A 14,548-nucleotide genomic window follows, 5' to 3' on the forward strand; every position below is an offset into this window, starting at 1 on the left:
CCGGCTCACCAACCGAACAGCAACAGGTGGGTCGCGCCGACCAGGATCCCGAGCAGCCCGCCGTGGACATAGAGCAACCAGGCGTCCTGTTCGATTGCCGCATAGAGCATCTCGCTGAACTCGTCCGGCGGGAGCTCGCGGAACTTCGTGGTCGCGAAGTCGGCGATCTTCTTTGCCTTCTCCTCGTTGAACTCCTCGGAGTAGAAGACTTCGGGTGCCAGGTCGACGATCTCGGTGCTCACCTTGCGTTCCAGATCGTCCCAGTCCACGACACCGAGCGCTTGCCCCGCACTCACGGCCAGCGGGCTGAATATCTGGTCCACTTCCTCGGCAACGACCTCGGCCAGGTAGGACGCGGTCTTGTCGCCGCTCGCGCCGAACAGCAGCTCGCGCGTGAAATTCGTTACGGTGAGCACCTTCTCGGACATCATGGTCGCCACCTGCGCGGCAGCTTCGTGCTGGCGCTTCGGGAAGATGCCCTGCTTCCACAGATACTTGTAGCGGGGCTGGGGCGAGCCGGGCTCGAACACGATCTTGATCGCCAGGATGTTGACGACCACTCCGATGACGGCGGCGCCCGCGAGCACCACGAACCACGACGGGACGGCGCTCAGCACCGGCGGGTGGTACTCGTGAATCCAGTTGAGGTACAGCGCAAGCGGGATTCCGAAGAAGAACCCGAGTGCGCCGATCTTTACCATGAACCTCAGCTCGGGGGCACCCATGCCTTTGAAGATGTCGCTCAGCACGGCCGGGTTCCGCCGGAGGTGGTTGACCGTCATCAGCTTGACATTGAGCAGGTCGTCGATGTGATCGCCGACGCGCGCAAACGCCCTTTGTGAGATCGCCGGAACCCGTGCCTCAATCGTGGCGATCACGTTTTGCTGTGCCGGCGCGGGCAATGCGTCCCACAACCACCGATGATTGCTGTTGATCACTTCACCTGCGATCCGCGCGATGTGGGGCCGTGCCTCCTTGGCCATCAGCTCGGCCATCTTGTCGGGCTCGAGTTGTTGATAGAAGTCGCCGATGCCGCCGATGCGGGCAATCGACATGTCCACGATGAGGCTGGCCATCTTCTCTGCGCGACACGGGATGAAGCCCTGGAAGCCGAGGATTCCGTTGGGCGCGAAGATGGGCAGGATCTGCACCTTGCGTGGCAACAGCGGGAACAGGGTCTTGAGGCCGGGGACGTAGAAGCCCGTGAAATGCGTGGGCGAAAAGAGCATCCAGACGCCGGTCCAGTTCGTGATCAGTCCGGCGATCGCACTGAAGATGGGGATGCTGACCATGTCGATGACGAATCGCGACTGGCCGGTGAGCTCCTCCCAGTCGATGAAGGACGACGTCGCCAGATTGACGGTGGTCACGTGTGACCCGCTCCTTCCGCTCGCGCCGGCGATGTGGCTTGGGCGTGATCGGCGGGCTACTTCTTCTTGCTCTTCTTCTTGGGCTTCGCGGTGTCGAGCTTGGCCAGTTTCTCCACCTGATCGGTCACGTCCTTCGCGCGTTTGCGCAGCTGTTTGACAGCCTCGTTGGTGACGTCGTTGACCGAATTCGACGTGGTGGTCTGCAGATCCTTCACGTCGTCGAGTAGATCCTTGGTGCTGTCGAGAACCTTGGACAGTAGGCCGGAAGCGTTTTGGGCCATGGCGTCACTCCTTGTCTGCGGGGCCTGCGGGTCGATCCCAGTTAGGAAACTAGCCACGCCGCAGACCCCGCCATCGGCAGTTGCGGGTGGCGTTGTCGCAATCCACGGGAAATGTTGTGCGTGTCTACAATCCGAGGCAGTGGGAAAAATGACGCCCGCGGAAATGTCGGCCATTCGGGTGACGCCGCCCCACCTCGGCGGAATTCGAATCACGGCGAGCAAATATGCCCCGCCCGGAATGCGCGCCGGGCCCACACGTTAGACATTGAGGTGATGCCCGGATCAACGTTGGAGCGGTTGCGCTTCCAGGCCGTGGGACAAGACGACCCACTGGCCCAGCCGCTGCTGGCCGAGCTGGCCGTCGAATACTCGGGTCGCTACGGCGGCACAGCCGAGCGCGTCATGGAGTGGCTGCGCGGCCACCCGGCCGATGAGTTCGCACCGCCCGGCGGCGGTCTGCTGATCGGTCTGCTCGACGGCCGGCCGGTCACCGGCGGCGCGTTCCAGCGCTACGACGCCGACACTGCCGAGCTCAAGCGCATTTGGACCGACAGCGGGCACCGCAGGCGCGGCTACGCGAAACGGTTGCTCGTGGCCCTCGAAGCCGAGATCACGGCGCGTGGCTATCGGCGCATCTTCCTCACCACCGGCCACCGCCAGCCCGAGGCCGAGGCGCTGTACCTCTCGTCGGGCTACCGGCGGCTGGCGCTCGAGTTGCCTGCCGAAGGGGACGGCACGGTCTATCCGATCGCGTTCGAGAAGGCGCTGCCATGACGATTCCGCTCTCCATTCTCGACCTCGCGCCGATCAGTGCGGGTAGCGACGCCGCCACCGCGCTGCGCAACACCGTCGACCTGGCCCAGCACGCCGACCGGTGGGGTTTCAAGCGGTACTGGGTGGCCGAACATCACTTCGTGGCGGTGGCCAGCTCGTCACCCGCGGTTCTGGTCGGCCAGATCGCGGCCGCCACCCAGCGCATACGTGTGGGCACCGCGGCCGTGCAGCTGGGCCACACGACCGCGGTCGCCGTCGTCGAGAGCTTCGGCTCCCTCGCCGCGTTCCACCCCGACCGCATCGATCTGGGGGTCGGGCGCTCGGGGCAGAAGCGCGCCGAGGCGGTCAAGGAGGCGCCCCACAAGCCCAGCACACCGCGCGAGTGGCACGAGATCGACGGTGTGGTGATCCCCGCGCCGTTCGACATCGCCGCGTTGATGCGTGACCCGCGGCTGCAATCGCGGATGGCGGTGCTGCAGCAACCACACGCCGTCGCACCGGATTTCGCCGATCAGGTCGACGACATCCTGGCGATGATCGCCGACCGCTACGACGTCGGGACCGCGGTGCCCGGTGCGGGCGCCGCGCTGACACCGTGGGTGTTCGGTAGCAGCAAGGGCCAGAGCGCCCGGGTCGCGGCGGCCAGGGGCCTGCCGTTCGTGGCGAGCTACCACATCACACCGGCCACCGCGCTCGAAGCGATCGAGGTGTACCGCAACGGGTTCACGCCGTCGGCACAGCTGCCCGAACCCTATGTGGTGGTGTCGGCCGACGTCGTCGTGGCCGACGACAGCGCCACGGCCCGTCACCTCGCGTCGAGCTACGGCCAGTGGGTGTACTCGATCCGGGCCGGCGGTGGCGCGGTGCCCTATCCGGATCCCGACGAGTCCGCACCGCTGACGGCCGAGCAGCTCGAGGTGGTCCGAGACCGCACGGCAACGCAATTCGTCGGCGACCCTGACGAGGTGGCCCACCGGCTCGAGGCCCTGCAGCGCGTCAGCGGGGCCGACGAACTCGTGATCACCTCGGTCACGCACCGGCATCAAGACCGGCTGCGCTCCCACGAACTGATCGCCGAGAGATGGGGGTTGCCTGCGCGCACCGACCTATAGGCTGGCCCGAAGGTATCTACCGGTGGGGGTGGCCTTTGCCGAGCGTGCAGGTGGTGGTGGGCTCGCTGCTACTGGCGGCTGCGGCCGTGGTCTTCGGCATCGGCGTCGCGTTGCGCCTGTTCATCGGGCGCCGGGTGGACTCGACCACGATGCGCCGCCGCATGCATGCATTCCGTCAGACCGCGGCGGCCCGGGTGTTCTTCGGCCCGGTGCGCGACGACGAGGAACTCAACCCTGACGAGCTCGATCAGGTGATCCTGATGCCTGCCATCGTGCTGGCCTGCGGGTTGTGCCTGACGGGGTTCTTCCTGCTGGGCTACAAGGTGCTCAGCTAGGCCAGTTTCGGTGTCTCAACCGCATTACCTGGCCTTGGGCAGCGGGACGCTCGCTTCTCTGCCGTCCGACGTCCATGCTCGATATCGGTCTGGGTATCGCGGATGATCAACGGGCGCTGCATGTTCAGCGTGGCTCTCGCGAGGTCGAATCATGATCGGGGGCGAAAACCAGCTCTTCTTCCATGTCGTGGTCACGGCCGAGCAATGTGCAGCCGACGACGGTGACGGTGCATGCCAGCGCGGCGTAGACGGCGACGGGCAACCATGATCCTTGCCAGTTCAACAGGGCTGTGAACGCCAGTGGTGCGACGGCTCCGCCGAACGTGCTTCCGATCGCGTATGCCAATGAACTGCCGGTCGCACGCAGGCGCGGTGAGAACTGCTCGGTGATGAATGCGCCCTGCGGTCCGTAGACCAGGGAGTGCAGAAGGAGGCCGACGACGATGCCGGCAACGAGGAACGAGAACGAGCCGTTGAGGGCGCCTGGTAGAAACACAAAAGGCCATATCGCTGCGACGGCGGTAGCGATTGCGTACATGTGACGCCGATTGACGCGATCGGACAACGCGGCAGCGAGGGGAACTGCGACCAGCTGCCCGGCTGAGCCGATCAGCACGGCGGTCAGTACTTCTGACGACGAGAACCCGGCCTTCTTGGTGCCGTACAGGAGGCTGAATACGATGAACAGGGCAGAGATGACATCGGGCCCGATTCGAGCGCAGGACGCGGCGATCAAACCACGCAATTCCGTTGCGAATACCTCCCGAACTGGCGCGGAAGGACTTTCGCCTTTGTCGCGGATCGCGCGGAAGACGGGCGTGTCCTCCAGTCGTAGTCGAATCAACAAGCCAACGGCCACGAGGAGCGCCGAGAGCAGGAATGCGACCCGCCAGCCCCAGGTGACAAAAGCCGTCTCCGACATCGAAACCGTGAGGAGTGCCAGCACTCCGTTGGCGAGCAGAGTGCCGGCCGCCGGTCCCATCTGGGGTGCTGAACACCAGAATCCGCGGCGTTCGGGATCGCCGAACTCGCTCGACAACAACGGAGCGACACCCAATTCGCCGCCCACGCCGACACCCTGCGCAAACCGGAGTGTTACCAACAGAATCGGCGCGACGACTCCGATGGAGTCGAACGTTGGAAGCAGCCCGATGGCGAATGTGGCGACACCGATGAGCAGCAGTGTGGAGACGATGACCTGCTTTCGGCCGATGACGTCGCCCAGCCGTCCCAGCGCAAAGGCGCCGAGCGGGCGTGCCAGGTAGCCCACGGCGTAAGTGGAGAACGCGAGCAAGACGCCGGACGCCGAGCTGGAGCTGGGAAAGAACAGGACGGGGAACACCAGGGCGGCTGAAGCCGAGTAGATGCCGAAGTCGTACCACTCCAGCGCGGTGCCCGACAGGCTGGCGGCGAAGGCTTTCGCCAACGGGCCGCGCTGGGTGTGCGAGGCCGGCGTGGTCGGGGCGGTTGCGATCGTCGGGGATCGCGGAGATTCGTCGTTGGGCATGTAACCTCCGAGTCGTAGGTATACGTAAGGTATATGTGACTTGAAGCACTCGTCAAGGGGTTCCCACAAAGGTTGACAGCGCCAATGTTTGAAATATATGTTGCGTATATGTTGATCTCCGAGCAAGCATCTCCCGATATCACCGAGATGGAACGGATCGTCGGACAGACGGTGCGTCGAGACATCGGCCGACTCGCCGCATCCTCGCAGGGCCATCTGGAGCGTGCCGCGCGATCGATCGCGCAACATCAGGCGCCGCACGTCGGCATCACCTGCGGCTTCTTTGTGCGCCACGCGGAGCCTCCTTCTCCGGAGACCGATGGGCTCAACGGCATGGGCCAACTTGCCGCGGGGCTTCTTGAAGCGGGTGTTCCAGTCACGGTTATCACCGATGCCCCGTGCGCTAAAGCGGTGTGGGCAGTCACCAAGGTGTTGCCAGGCCCTGTAAATCTTGAAGTGGTTGGGGTGGAGGCTAAGTCCGTGCGTAAGTTGCGTGACAGGCTCGAAGCATCGCCCGAGCCGCTGACGCACCTCATCGCTATCGAACGTTGCTCCCTGGGCTCGGATGGCCGCCCTCATCGCGAGCATGGTTGGGACATTGGAGACGACACGGCTCCGCTGGACTACCTTTTCGAAGACGCCGGCTGGACGCCGAGATGGGAGACAATCGGAATCGGCGACGGCGGCAACGAGATTGGTATGGGGTTGCTGCCTCGCGAGATAGTGGAAGCCGACATTCCGAACGGCAGCCTCGTCGGTGCGCAGACTGGTGCCGATCATCTCATCGTTGCGGGCGTTGCCAATTGGGGCGCCTACGCGCTGTTGGCGGCCGTTGCACGCCTGCGCCCCGACTTGGCTAACCGCCTCCTCAAGCATTTCAACGCGGAGAACGAGGAGAAGATCTTGGAGGCCGCGGTGAACGTCGGCCAGGCGATCGATGACAGCCGTGTCGACCGTCCCGGTCAGCTGCAGATGACGATCGATCGTCTACCTCTGGAAGACCATGTGCGCGTGATCGAGAGCATCACTGCCCTCGTAACGTCCAATGCCTGAGGCGATGGAAACAGAGTCACACGCCGCGCCACCTCGCGTCGTCCTTTTGCATGCCACGCCAGTGGCTATGGCGCCCATCCATGAAGCGTTCGCCGAGCGGTGGCCCGAGGCAGAACTGGTCGACTTGCTCGACACGGGTCTCACGATTGATCGGGCTCGTACGACCGCGCTGACCAGCCGGCTGATCGACCGCTTTGTTTCCTTCGCCGAGTACGGCCATTTGGCCGGTGCGAGTGGAATATTGGCGACTTGCTCGGCATTCGGCCCTGCCATTGAGCTTGCCGGTAAGAGATTGCCGATCCCGGTCATGAAACCTAACGAGGCAATGTTCCGGGCGGCGCTCGGGCAAGGTACGCGGATTGCGATGCTCGCTACATTCGCCCCTGCGGTTGCCTCGATGTCGGCCGAGTTCGCCCAAATGTCGCGGGACGGCGAGCTGCACACGGTCGTCGTGGAGGAGGCGATACATGCCCTTCGGCGAGGAGATGTGGCACACCACAATCGACTCGTCGCCGGGCGGGCGGCCGACCTTGGCGACTACGACGCGATCATGTTGGCGCATTTCTCGACATCCCACGCCGCAACGGAGGTACGTGCCGCAGTCAATGTGCCGGTGTTCACCGCGCCGGAATCGGCTGTCCTCGCTATCCGAGCCGCAGTCGCGAAACCGATCTGAAAGACAATCCGTTATGCAACTTGGATGCGTTGCCGACGATTTCACGGGTGCCACTGACTTGGCCGGCATGTTCGCCCGTCATGGCTTACCCACCTTGGTCGTTCGTGGTGTTCCCTCCGATCTCCCGGCAACGGGCGCCGAAGTCGTTGTGGTCGCACTGAAATCACGCACCGCGCCGGCCGATGCCGCAGTCCGCGAGTCCGTCGCGGCGCTGAAATGGCTGAGGGAGCAAGGGTGTCAGCGGTTCTACTTCAAATACTGCTCGACGTTCGATTCGACACCGCAAGGCAATATCGGTCCCGTGATGGACGCGTTGATGTCCGAGCTGGACACGGCGTTCACAGTGGCTTGCCCTGCTCTTCCCGTCAATGGGCGCACCGTTTACAACGGACATCTCTTCGTCGGAACCGACCTTCTACACGAATCATCGATGCGCAACCATCCGCTGACTCCGATGGATGATGCCAACCTGGTTCGTCTGCTCAACCGGCAAACGTCCGGTCCGGTGGGCTTGATCTCGTGGAAGACTGTCGCATCGGGTACTGAGGCCATCCGCGACGCCTTCGCCGAACAGCGCGGGGCCGGCGTTCGAGTGGCAGTGGTAGACGCCATCGCGGACCAAGACCTGGTTGCGCTGGGTGAAGCATGCGCTGAATTGCCGCTTGTGACTGCCGCCTCCGGACTGGCGACTGGTCTGCTCACGACATTGCGGCTCGATTTCGGTGCTCCGCCATCGGTCCCTCGTGTCGGGGGTGCGTGTGCGGTGGTCGCAGGCAGCGCCTCAAAGACGACCGCGGCTCAGATCGGCGCGATGCGGGCGCATCATCCCGCATTCGAGATATCCGCGGAGGCAGTGCTTTCCGGCTCCGACGTCGTCAGCGAGGCATTGGACTGGGCGGCACCTCGTCTCGCCAAGGGCCCCGTCCTGGTCCACACCGCCGCCGGCCGGGTGAACGTGAAAGCGTCTGAGAAGCTCGAGCTGACAATGGCGGCTATCGCCTGCGGTTTGGTCAGCGCCGGTGTGCGGCGTTTGGTTGTCGCGGGTGGTGAAACCTCGGGCGCAGTTGTTAACGAGCTTGGGGTGCGGACCCTACACATCGGCCCCGAGATTAGTCCCGGTGTGCCTTGGACGTTTACGCTTGACGGACCGCAGCCCATTGCGTTGGCGCTCAAGTCCGGCAACTTCGGATCCGTTGATTTGTTTACCCGTGCGTTTGAGGTGCTGCCATGAGCCGGGAGAGCATCGACCGCGAGCGTATCGCCGCCGTTGGCGCATTGCTCTACCGCCGTGGGTTGAGCCCGGGAAGCGGCGGCAACATCAGTGTGCGGTTGGCGGACGGCTGGTTGATGACCCCGACCAACACCGCACTGGGAGAACTCGATCCGGCATCGCTGTCCAAAGTCAGCCTTGACGGCGACATCTTTTCCGGAGATCCGCCGACCAAGGAGATGATCCTACATCTCGCGCTCTACAGACACCGCCCGAAGGCGGGCGCGATCGTAGACCTCCACGCTACCCATGCGGCCGCCGTTTCATGTCTGGACGGGCTCGATCCCGGTGACTGTATTCCTCCATTGACTGCCTATCACGTCATGAAAGTCGGCCGTCTGCCTTTGATCCCGTGTCACCCGCCTGGGGAGCGCTGCTCTCGCCGAAGCCATCGGTGCACGCGCGGGCTCGGCACATGCGCTCGTGCTCGCCAATCACGGACCCCTCGTGAGTGGTTCGTCGCTCGAAGCCGCTGCGACAGCCGTTGAAGAGCAGGAGGAGACGGCCAAGCTGTACTTTTTGCTCAGGAACTGGCCGACCCGGCTCTTGACCGCGAAACAAGTCGCTCATCCCCGAGGGCGAGATGAAACGTATCGAACCACCGCAGAGAGGAAAACTGATGTCCAATTGCAGCTTCCATCATGAAATGGTCCGCGCGGCCGATCTGGGCTTCCACATCGTCACGGCAGGTGAGGGTCCGACGGTGGTGTTGGTGGCGGGCTTCCCCCAGAGCTGCTTCGCGTGGCGACGGGTCATGCCGCTACTGGCTGAAGACCACCACGTGATCGCCGTTGATCTGCCCGGACAGGGCGACTCCGAAACGCCTGCCGGGGGGTATGACACCGCAACCACAGCCAATCGTTTGCACGCCTTACTCTCTGAACTCGGCGAGAACCGCTACGTGTTTGTAGGCCATGACATCGGTTCATGGGTCGGCTACCCATATGCGCACCAATACGCCGACGAGACACGCGGACTCGTCCTCCTCGACGCGAATATCCCCGGCGTCACCTTGCAACCCACACTGACCCTGGGCCCGGACAACTGGCGCAACTGGCACTTCTTGTTCAACCCGATACCGGACTTGCCCGAGGCATTGCTGGCCGGCCGTGAACGGATCCTCATCGAATGGTTCTTCAGCCGCAAGACACGGAACTTCCGGGGCACGTTCAGCACTGCCGACATCGATGAGTACGAGCGGGTGTACAGCTCACTGGGCGGTATGCGCGGGATGCTCGGTTACTACCGCGCGGTACTGGAGGATATTGAGCAGAACAAGCCCCTGCAGCAGCAGCAACTCAGTGTTCCGGTGTTGGCGCTGGGCGGCGATGTCGGAAGTGCCCCCGACCTTTACTCGCGTATGAAGCCACTGGGTCGTGATGTCCGCGGCGGTGTCATCGCCAACAGCGGTCACTACATCCCAGAGGAACAACCGGAGGAACTGGCCCGCCAGATCCGTGACTTCGCCACCACCCTCCAACCGTGACCATCGGGAGAAACATGTCTGTCAACGCGCCGAGTTCTTTCGTAACACCGATCGTCGAGCACGACGGAATCGCCTACCTGAGTGGGCAGCTTCCGCGACTCGACGGTGAACTGGTCCACCGCGGCCGGGTGGGCGACACCGTCGATGTGGACTGCGCACGTTTGGCGGCGTCATTGGCGGCGAAGGCGTGTGTTGATGTGCTTCGCGCCGGACTCGGTGATCGATTCGCGCGATTGTTGAAGATCACCGGATTCGTGGCGAGCGCCCCCGACTTCACCGAGCAGGGGAAGGTACTTGATGCGGCCTCACGGGTTTTCACCGAAACCATGGGTGCTGCAGGAGAACACGCACGCAGCGCGATCGGGGTGGCGCAGCTGCCGCACGGGGCTTGCGTGGAAATCGAAGTGATCGCCGCGGTCAAGGGATGACAGCACCGCTGAAATTCTGCGCCAATCTCAAATGGTTGTTCACCGAGGTTCCCTTTGAGGCACGGTTCACTGCTGCGGCCGAGGCAGGCTTCGCAGCAGTGGAGTACGCATCGCCGTACCCATACCCGCCTGCGGTGCTGCACGGGCTCCTGCGAGATGCCGGTCTGACCCAAATCCTCATCAACACACCGACGGCGTCACCGGGTTCGCCCGGCGACGCCGGTACGGCGGGCCTGCCCGGTGCCGAACGCGTCTTCCGCTCAGATATTCACCGTGCCCTCGACTACGCCGGCGCACTGGATTGTCGGCTCGTGCACGTGATGTCAGGCACTCGGCCTGCGGGCCTGAGTCGCGACCGAGTTTTCGGCACGTTGTTGGACAACTTGTCGTGGGCCGCGGAGCAGGCGGCGCAAGGGGGAGTACGGCTCGTGATCGAAGCCATCAACCATGGCGACCGCCCCGGGTACTTGCTCGAGACGCAAGAGGAAGCCGCCGCCGTCGTCGAAGCTGTCGACACCGACCACTTGGGCGTGCTGTTCGACGTCTATCACTGCGCGGTCACGCAAGGTGACGTAGTGACCAGGCTGCAGACCCTCGACCCGTGGATCTTCCATGTTCAGGTTGCCGACATCCCCCAGCGGGGCGAGCCGGGAACGGGAGAAATGAAATGGGAGCCGATTTTTGAACAACTCAGACGGTCGCGCCACGACCGCTGGATCGGATGCGAATATCAGCCCACTGTGTCCACCGCCCTCGGTCTGGACTGGCTGGCGAAGTTCGGCGCGCGTTAACAGTCCAGGCCCGCACGCCGGTAGGCATCACCGGCGTAAGCAGTAGTCAGCTGCTGTAACAGGGCTGGCGCGGTGGCACCCGAGCCCACGAAGCACGCCGCACTGAACTCCGTGCGATGCTGAAGTTCTGCGGGCAGCGCGCCGGCTATTTCGATGCCTTCAACGAACTTCAGCTCGCTGATCTGCTGGATCGCCATGTCAGCCCGGCCATCCAGTACCGCCAGTCCGGTGAATCCCTTTTCGACGATCGTTGCGCGGCTATTGATCTCGTCAGCGATGCCGAGGCGGTCAAGGATCTTGGCGAAGTACTTGCCGCTGGCTCCAGACCGGGAATATGCGACCGAGCGAGCCGCTTTCAGTGCCGCGATCAACCGCGGAACCGTGGATAGATCGGGTCGCGGGCCGCCTGCGGCAACTCCCAGACCGACTCCGGTGGACGCAATCGCGACAGACGAGCCGACAAGCCCACGCCGGCGCAAGCCGTCGATATCGTGGCTTACCGCCACGATCGTGTCGGGGCGTTCGCCCTCGTCGATCTTTTGAAGCAGTACCGCAGTGGGTTCAAAGACAGTGCGAACTCGAAACTCGGTGGACAGTGCGGGAAGAACGTCGTGTTCGAGTGGGCCCTGGACTGCGAGTGTGCTGAAAAGAACGAGATCACCGGTGGTCACATAGAAAGTATATCTTACGTATATGAATTGAGTGCTGGATCTTTGACGTTGATCGCAAACGGCGCGACCTTCTTGCTGCGGATGATGTCGACCAGTCGCTCTTGTGTCGTACCGGCATGTGCGGGAAGCAAATCCGTCAGGGTCGCGCGGTCGTGGGCGGCCACTGCCTCGATGATTCGGTCATGCTCGGCCACATTGAGCTGGAACTGCTCATCCTGATGATCTGGCCGGGACGCCTCAAGGCTGTACACGTGCATGAGAAGTCGGCGCACGTGGTGGTGGGTGGAACGTGCGAATTCCATAAAGAAGGAGTTCCCGATCGAGGCGTTCATCCGCATGTGGAAGGCCTCGTTGAGCTCCGTGATCCGCAGGTAATGTCGGTCACCGACCTCTTGTCGGTAGTCCTCCTGGATCGCACGCAAGTCGTCGACGAGAGATGGGTCATCTAGATTGCAGAGCTGACCGAGGGTGTTTTCGACCAGTTGATGGGCCACGATGATCTCGCTCATCTCCGCAAGGTCGAGCTTGCGGACGAAAGTGCCTCCCCGATTCGGCGCGATCCTGACGAAGCCTTCCGCCGCGAGCCGGTTGATCGCCTCTCGCGCAGGCGTTCGGCCGAGCTCAAATTGCTTGAGCAGCAGTGCCTCATCGATCCTGCTGCCAGGGGGCAGGGTTAGATCGATGATCCTCGACCGGATGAGTTCCAGTGCGGCCTCGGTCTGTGAGCCGCTGCTTGACGCTCCGGATGTTTCCGCAGCGATTGCCTGATCACCCATACCTTCAGCATATGTCACGTATCCAAGAATGTGCTCGAACGTTGACCGAGCTGGACGGCGCAGAAGAACATATCGCCGCCTGCGGACGGCACTGGTCGATGGGCCGACTCGCGGTCCGATGCGCCGCGCGGAGCGAGACTCGTGGACAAGGCCATCAACGACGCGATGGCCGAAGCCTCGTCTTAGGATCCGTGCCGCGTGAGAGCCTCGGCGGCCGCGTCGGCGATCGGCCCGCGCCACACCGCCCCGTGCCCCGGCAGCATCACGTCGGCGTCGACGGTGGCCAACGTCTTCAGGCTCGCCAGGCACGCCTCTTCGTCGTGATTGAACAACGCGGGCAGCAGTTGCGGGCCCGGCCGTGGAATCAGCGGGTGCCCGGTGACCAGGGCGTCGCCGCTGACCAGGATCCCGTCGACGATGAACGAACAGTGCCCACCGGTGTGCCCCGGGGTGGGCACCGGCACCGGCGTGCCCGGGAGGACGTCGGCGTCGGTGAGGGCTTGCGCAGTGGGAATCCCGGCGTGGTTCATTCCGCCCTTGGCGATGAGCGTTGCGGTCCAGTTGAGCCAGCGGGGCTGCCAGATGTGCTTGATCACATCGGCGGGGGACGCCTGTTCCAGGTACTCGCGCTTGACGTGCCTGACCTCGGAACTGTGGCAATAGACCGGTGTGCCATGGGTTTTCGCGAACCAGATGGCGGAGCCGAGGTGGTCGATGTGGGCGTGCGTGAGCAGGATCGCGCGGACGTCGTCGGCGTCGAACCCCAGCCGGCGGATCGATTCGAGCACCTCGGCGCGCTGGCCAGGGTATCCGGCGTCGATCAGCATGACGCCGTCGTCGTCGGTCACCACAGTCCAGTTGACGAGGTCGGTTTGCGCGAAGTGCACCCGTTCGGTGATCGCGCTCAGGGCTGCTGCCATGCCGCGAGTCTATGGACTGGAGTAGAAACGAACTCGTGGCTGAACTCAAACTTGGTTATAAGGCTTCTGCGGAGCAGTTCGCGCCCCGGGAACTCGTCGAGCTGGCAGTGCTGGCGGAGGCGTCCGGGATGGACAGTGCGACGGTCAGTGATCACTTCCAGCCGTGGCGCCACGAGGGTGGGCATGCGCCGTTCTCGCTGGCGTGGATGACCGCGGTGGGGGAGCGCACCGAGCGCCTGGTGCTGGGCACGTCGGTGCTGACGCCGACGTTCCGGTACAACCCCGCGGTGATCGCGCAGGCGTTCGCGACCATGGCGTGTCTGTACCCCGGCCGCATCTTCCTGGGTGTGGGCACCGGCGAGGCGCTCAACGAGATCGCGACCGGCTACGCCGGGGAATGGCCGGAGTTCAAGGAGCGCTTCGCGCGGCTGCGGGAGTCGGTCAAGCTCATGCGCGAGCTGTGGCTGGGCGACCGCGTCGATTTTGACGGCGAGTACTACCGGCTCAAGGGCGCCTCGATCTACGACGTGCCCGAGGGCGGTGTGCCGGTCTACATCGCCGCCGGTGGCCCCGTGGTGGCCAAGTACGCGGGCCGCGCGGGTGACGGGTTCATCTGCACCTCGGGCAAGGGTGAGGAGCTGTACAAGGACAAGCTCATCCCCGCCGTGAAGGAGGGCGCCGAGGCCGCGGGCCGCAACGCCGACGACATCGACCGGATGATCGAGATCAAGATCTCCTACGATCCCGACCCGAAGCTCGCGCTGGAGAACACCCGGTTCTGGGCGCCGCTGTCGCTCACGGCCGAGCAGAAGCACTCGATCGACGATCCGATCGAGATGGAGAAGGCCGCCGACGGGCTGCCCATCGAGCAGGTCGCCAAGCGCTGGATCGTCGCGTCGGATCCCGACGAGGCCGTGGCCAAGGTCAAGGACTACGTCGACTGGGGTCTCAACCACCTGGTGTTCCACGCGCCCGGTCACGATCAGCGCCGGTTCCTCGACCTGTTCAAGACGGATCTGGAGCCCCGGCTGCGCAAGCTCGGCTGAGCTGATTCGCCGAACGTGAAGAAGATGGCGAGATTTTCGAGAAACATCGCCA

At 63.8% G+C, this 14,548-nt stretch carries 18 protein-coding genes; 12 read left to right on the forward strand and 6 right to left on the reverse strand.

What is annotated here, in order from left to right; all coding sequences use genetic code 11:
- Window positions 1–5 precede the first annotated feature (5 nt).
- On the reverse strand, window positions 6–1,370 hold the full coding sequence (locus tag G6N67_RS17705; RefSeq protein ID WP_036429904.1) for a DUF445 domain-containing protein: 1,365 nt from the start codon (window positions 1,368–1,370) through the stop codon (window positions 6–8).
- A gap of 56 nt (window positions 1,371–1,426) precedes the next feature.
- On the reverse strand, window positions 1,427–1,651 hold the full coding sequence (locus G6N67_RS17710; RefSeq protein ID WP_036429902.1) for a hypothetical protein: 225 nt from the start codon (window positions 1,649–1,651) through the stop codon (window positions 1,427–1,429).
- A 273-nt stretch (window positions 1,652–1,924) separates the two neighbouring features.
- Here G6N67_RS17710 and G6N67_RS17715 point away from each other — a divergent pair, with 273 nt between their 5' ends.
- Genes G6N67_RS17715 through G6N67_RS17725 form a run of 3 tightly spaced genes read left to right on the forward strand, consistent with a single transcriptional unit; the run spans window position 1,925 to window position 3,872 of the window.
- Window positions 1,925–2,425: a GNAT family N-acetyltransferase gene (locus G6N67_RS17715; RefSeq protein WP_036429900.1), complete on the forward strand. Its 501-nt coding sequence runs from the start codon at window positions 1,925–1,927 to the stop codon at window positions 2,423–2,425.
- A complete protein-coding gene (locus tag G6N67_RS17720) occupies window positions 2,422–3,537 on the forward strand; it encodes an LLM class flavin-dependent oxidoreductase (protein ID WP_036429897.1) in 1,116 nt (371 codons plus the stop codon). Before G6N67_RS17715 ends, G6N67_RS17720 begins: the two co-directional genes overlap by 4 nt.
- A 44-nt stretch (window positions 3,538–3,581) precedes the next feature.
- Window positions 3,582–3,872 (forward strand): hypothetical protein, encoded by a 291-nt coding sequence (locus tag G6N67_RS17725; protein WP_370466257.1) that lies wholly within the window; start codon window positions 3,582–3,584, stop codon window positions 3,870–3,872.
- 124 nt (window positions 3,873–3,996) lie between these two features.
- On the opposite strand, the gene G6N67_RS17730 is transcribed toward G6N67_RS17725, so the two are convergent.
- Window positions 3,997–5,379, reverse strand: a complete 1,383-nt coding sequence (locus G6N67_RS17730) for an MFS transporter (protein WP_081812440.1) — start codon at window positions 5,377–5,379, stop codon at window positions 3,997–3,999.
- Window positions 5,380–5,487: 108 nt separating this feature from the next.
- Between G6N67_RS17730 and G6N67_RS17735 the strand changes: the two genes are divergently transcribed.
- The 8 genes from G6N67_RS17735 (at window position 5,488) to G6N67_RS17765 (ending at window position 11,083) form a co-directional block, all read left to right on the forward strand.
- Complete coding sequence (locus G6N67_RS17735) at window positions 5,488–6,432, forward strand: glutamate cyclase domain-containing protein (protein ID WP_163642224.1); 945 nt, start codon at window positions 5,488–5,490, stop codon at window positions 6,430–6,432.
- A gap of 67 nt (window positions 6,433–6,499) precedes the next feature.
- A complete protein-coding gene (locus G6N67_RS17740) occupies window positions 6,500–7,108 on the forward strand; it encodes a hypothetical protein (protein ID WP_197747970.1) in 609 nt (202 codons plus the stop codon).
- A gap of 13 nt (window positions 7,109–7,121) precedes the next feature.
- Window positions 7,122–8,339 (forward strand): 3-oxo-tetronate kinase, encoded by a 1,218-nt coding sequence (otnK, locus tag G6N67_RS17745; RefSeq protein ID WP_036429891.1) that lies wholly within the window; start codon window positions 7,122–7,124, stop codon window positions 8,337–8,339.
- Window positions 8,336–8,866, forward strand: a complete 531-nt coding sequence (locus tag G6N67_RS17750; RefSeq protein WP_230021771.1) for a class II aldolase/adducin family protein — start codon at window positions 8,336–8,338, stop codon at window positions 8,864–8,866. Before otnK ends, G6N67_RS17750 begins: the two co-directional genes overlap by 4 nt.
- Window positions 8,769–9,023, forward strand: a complete 255-nt coding sequence (locus G6N67_RS39690) for a class II aldolase/adducin family protein (RefSeq protein ID WP_374762509.1) — start codon at window positions 8,769–8,771, stop codon at window positions 9,021–9,023. Before G6N67_RS17750 ends, G6N67_RS39690 begins: the two co-directional genes overlap by 98 nt.
- Window positions 8,962–9,864 (forward strand): alpha/beta fold hydrolase, encoded by a 903-nt coding sequence (locus G6N67_RS17755; protein WP_230021769.1) that lies wholly within the window; start codon window positions 8,962–8,964, stop codon window positions 9,862–9,864. Before G6N67_RS39690 ends, G6N67_RS17755 begins: the two co-directional genes overlap by 62 nt.
- On the forward strand, window positions 9,861–10,292 hold the full coding sequence (locus G6N67_RS17760; protein WP_197747971.1) for a RidA family protein: 432 nt from the start codon (window positions 9,861–9,863) through the stop codon (window positions 10,290–10,292). Before G6N67_RS17755 ends, G6N67_RS17760 begins: the two co-directional genes overlap by 4 nt.
- Entirely contained in the window at window positions 10,289–11,083 is a 795-nt protein-coding gene (locus tag G6N67_RS17765) for a hydroxypyruvate isomerase family protein (protein WP_036429886.1), read from the forward strand. The genes G6N67_RS17760 and G6N67_RS17765 overlap by 4 nt, the downstream gene beginning before the upstream one ends.
- On the opposite strand, the gene G6N67_RS17770 is transcribed toward G6N67_RS17765, so the two are convergent.
- From G6N67_RS17770 to G6N67_RS17780, 3 genes are all read right to left on the reverse strand, one after another.
- On the reverse strand, window positions 11,080–11,754 hold the full coding sequence (locus G6N67_RS17770; protein WP_036429884.1) for a substrate-binding domain-containing protein: 675 nt from the start codon (window positions 11,752–11,754) through the stop codon (window positions 11,080–11,082). The two genes, G6N67_RS17765 and G6N67_RS17770, sit on opposite strands and share 4 nt — an antisense overlap.
- Before the next feature lie 14 nt (window positions 11,755–11,768).
- Window positions 11,769–12,530, reverse strand: coding sequence for a GntR family transcriptional regulator (locus G6N67_RS17775; protein WP_051578523.1), 762 nt, complete (start codon window positions 12,528–12,530; stop codon window positions 11,769–11,771).
- 182 nt (window positions 12,531–12,712) lie between these two features.
- Complete coding sequence (locus G6N67_RS17780; RefSeq protein ID WP_036429883.1) at window positions 12,713–13,450, reverse strand: MBL fold metallo-hydrolase; 738 nt, start codon at window positions 13,448–13,450, stop codon at window positions 12,713–12,715.
- 35 nt (window positions 13,451–13,485) lie between these two features.
- On the opposite strand from G6N67_RS17780, the gene fgd reads away from it, so the two are divergent.
- Window positions 13,486–14,496 carry a glucose-6-phosphate dehydrogenase (coenzyme-F420) gene (gene fgd, locus G6N67_RS17785; RefSeq protein WP_036434712.1) on the forward strand — a complete coding sequence of 337 codons (1,011 nt, stop codon included), beginning with the start codon at window positions 13,486–13,488 and terminating at the stop codon, window positions 14,494–14,496.
- Window positions 14,497–14,548 lie beyond the last annotated feature (52 nt).

Source organism: Mycolicibacterium mageritense, assembly GCF_010727475.1.
Taxonomy (GTDB): domain Bacteria; phylum Actinomycetota; class Actinomycetes; order Mycobacteriales; family Mycobacteriaceae; genus Mycobacterium; species Mycobacterium mageritense.

Excerpts from the sequence above, each read along its gene's own strand:
- G6N67_RS17710 (WP_036429902.1), bottom strand. The coding sequence starts at position 1,651 with ATGGCCCAAAACGCTTCCGGCCTACTGTCCAAGGTTCTCGACAGCACC.
- G6N67_RS17715 (WP_036429900.1), top strand. The coding sequence starts at position 1,925 with ATGCCCGGATCAACGTTGGAGCGGTTGCGCTTCCAGGCCGTGGGACAA.
- G6N67_RS17720 (WP_036429897.1), top strand. The coding sequence starts at position 2,422 with ATGACGATTCCGCTCTCCATTCTCGACCTCGCGCCGATCAGTGCGGGT.
- G6N67_RS17730 (WP_081812440.1), bottom strand. The coding sequence starts at position 5,379 with ATGCCCAACGACGAATCTCCGCGATCCCCGACGATCGCAACCGCCCCG.
- G6N67_RS17735 (WP_163642224.1), top strand. The coding sequence starts at position 5,488 with ATGTTGATCTCCGAGCAAGCATCTCCCGATATCACCGAGATGGAACGG.
- G6N67_RS17740 (WP_197747970.1), top strand. The coding sequence starts at position 6,500 with ATGGCGCCCATCCATGAAGCGTTCGCCGAGCGGTGGCCCGAGGCAGAA.
- otnK (WP_036429891.1), top strand. The coding sequence starts at position 7,122 with ATGCAACTTGGATGCGTTGCCGACGATTTCACGGGTGCCACTGACTTG.
- G6N67_RS17750 (WP_230021771.1), top strand. The coding sequence starts at position 8,336 with ATGAGCCGGGAGAGCATCGACCGCGAGCGTATCGCCGCCGTTGGCGCA.
- G6N67_RS17755 (WP_230021769.1), top strand. The coding sequence starts at position 8,962 with ATGAAACGTATCGAACCACCGCAGAGAGGAAAACTGATGTCCAATTGC.
- G6N67_RS17765 (WP_036429886.1), top strand. The coding sequence starts at position 10,289 with ATGACAGCACCGCTGAAATTCTGCGCCAATCTCAAATGGTTGTTCACC.
- G6N67_RS17775 (WP_051578523.1), bottom strand. The coding sequence starts at position 12,530 with ATGGGTGATCAGGCAATCGCTGCGGAAACATCCGGAGCGTCAAGCAGC.
- G6N67_RS17780 (WP_036429883.1), bottom strand. The coding sequence starts at position 13,450 with ATGGCAGCAGCCCTGAGCGCGATCACCGAACGGGTGCACTTCGCGCAA.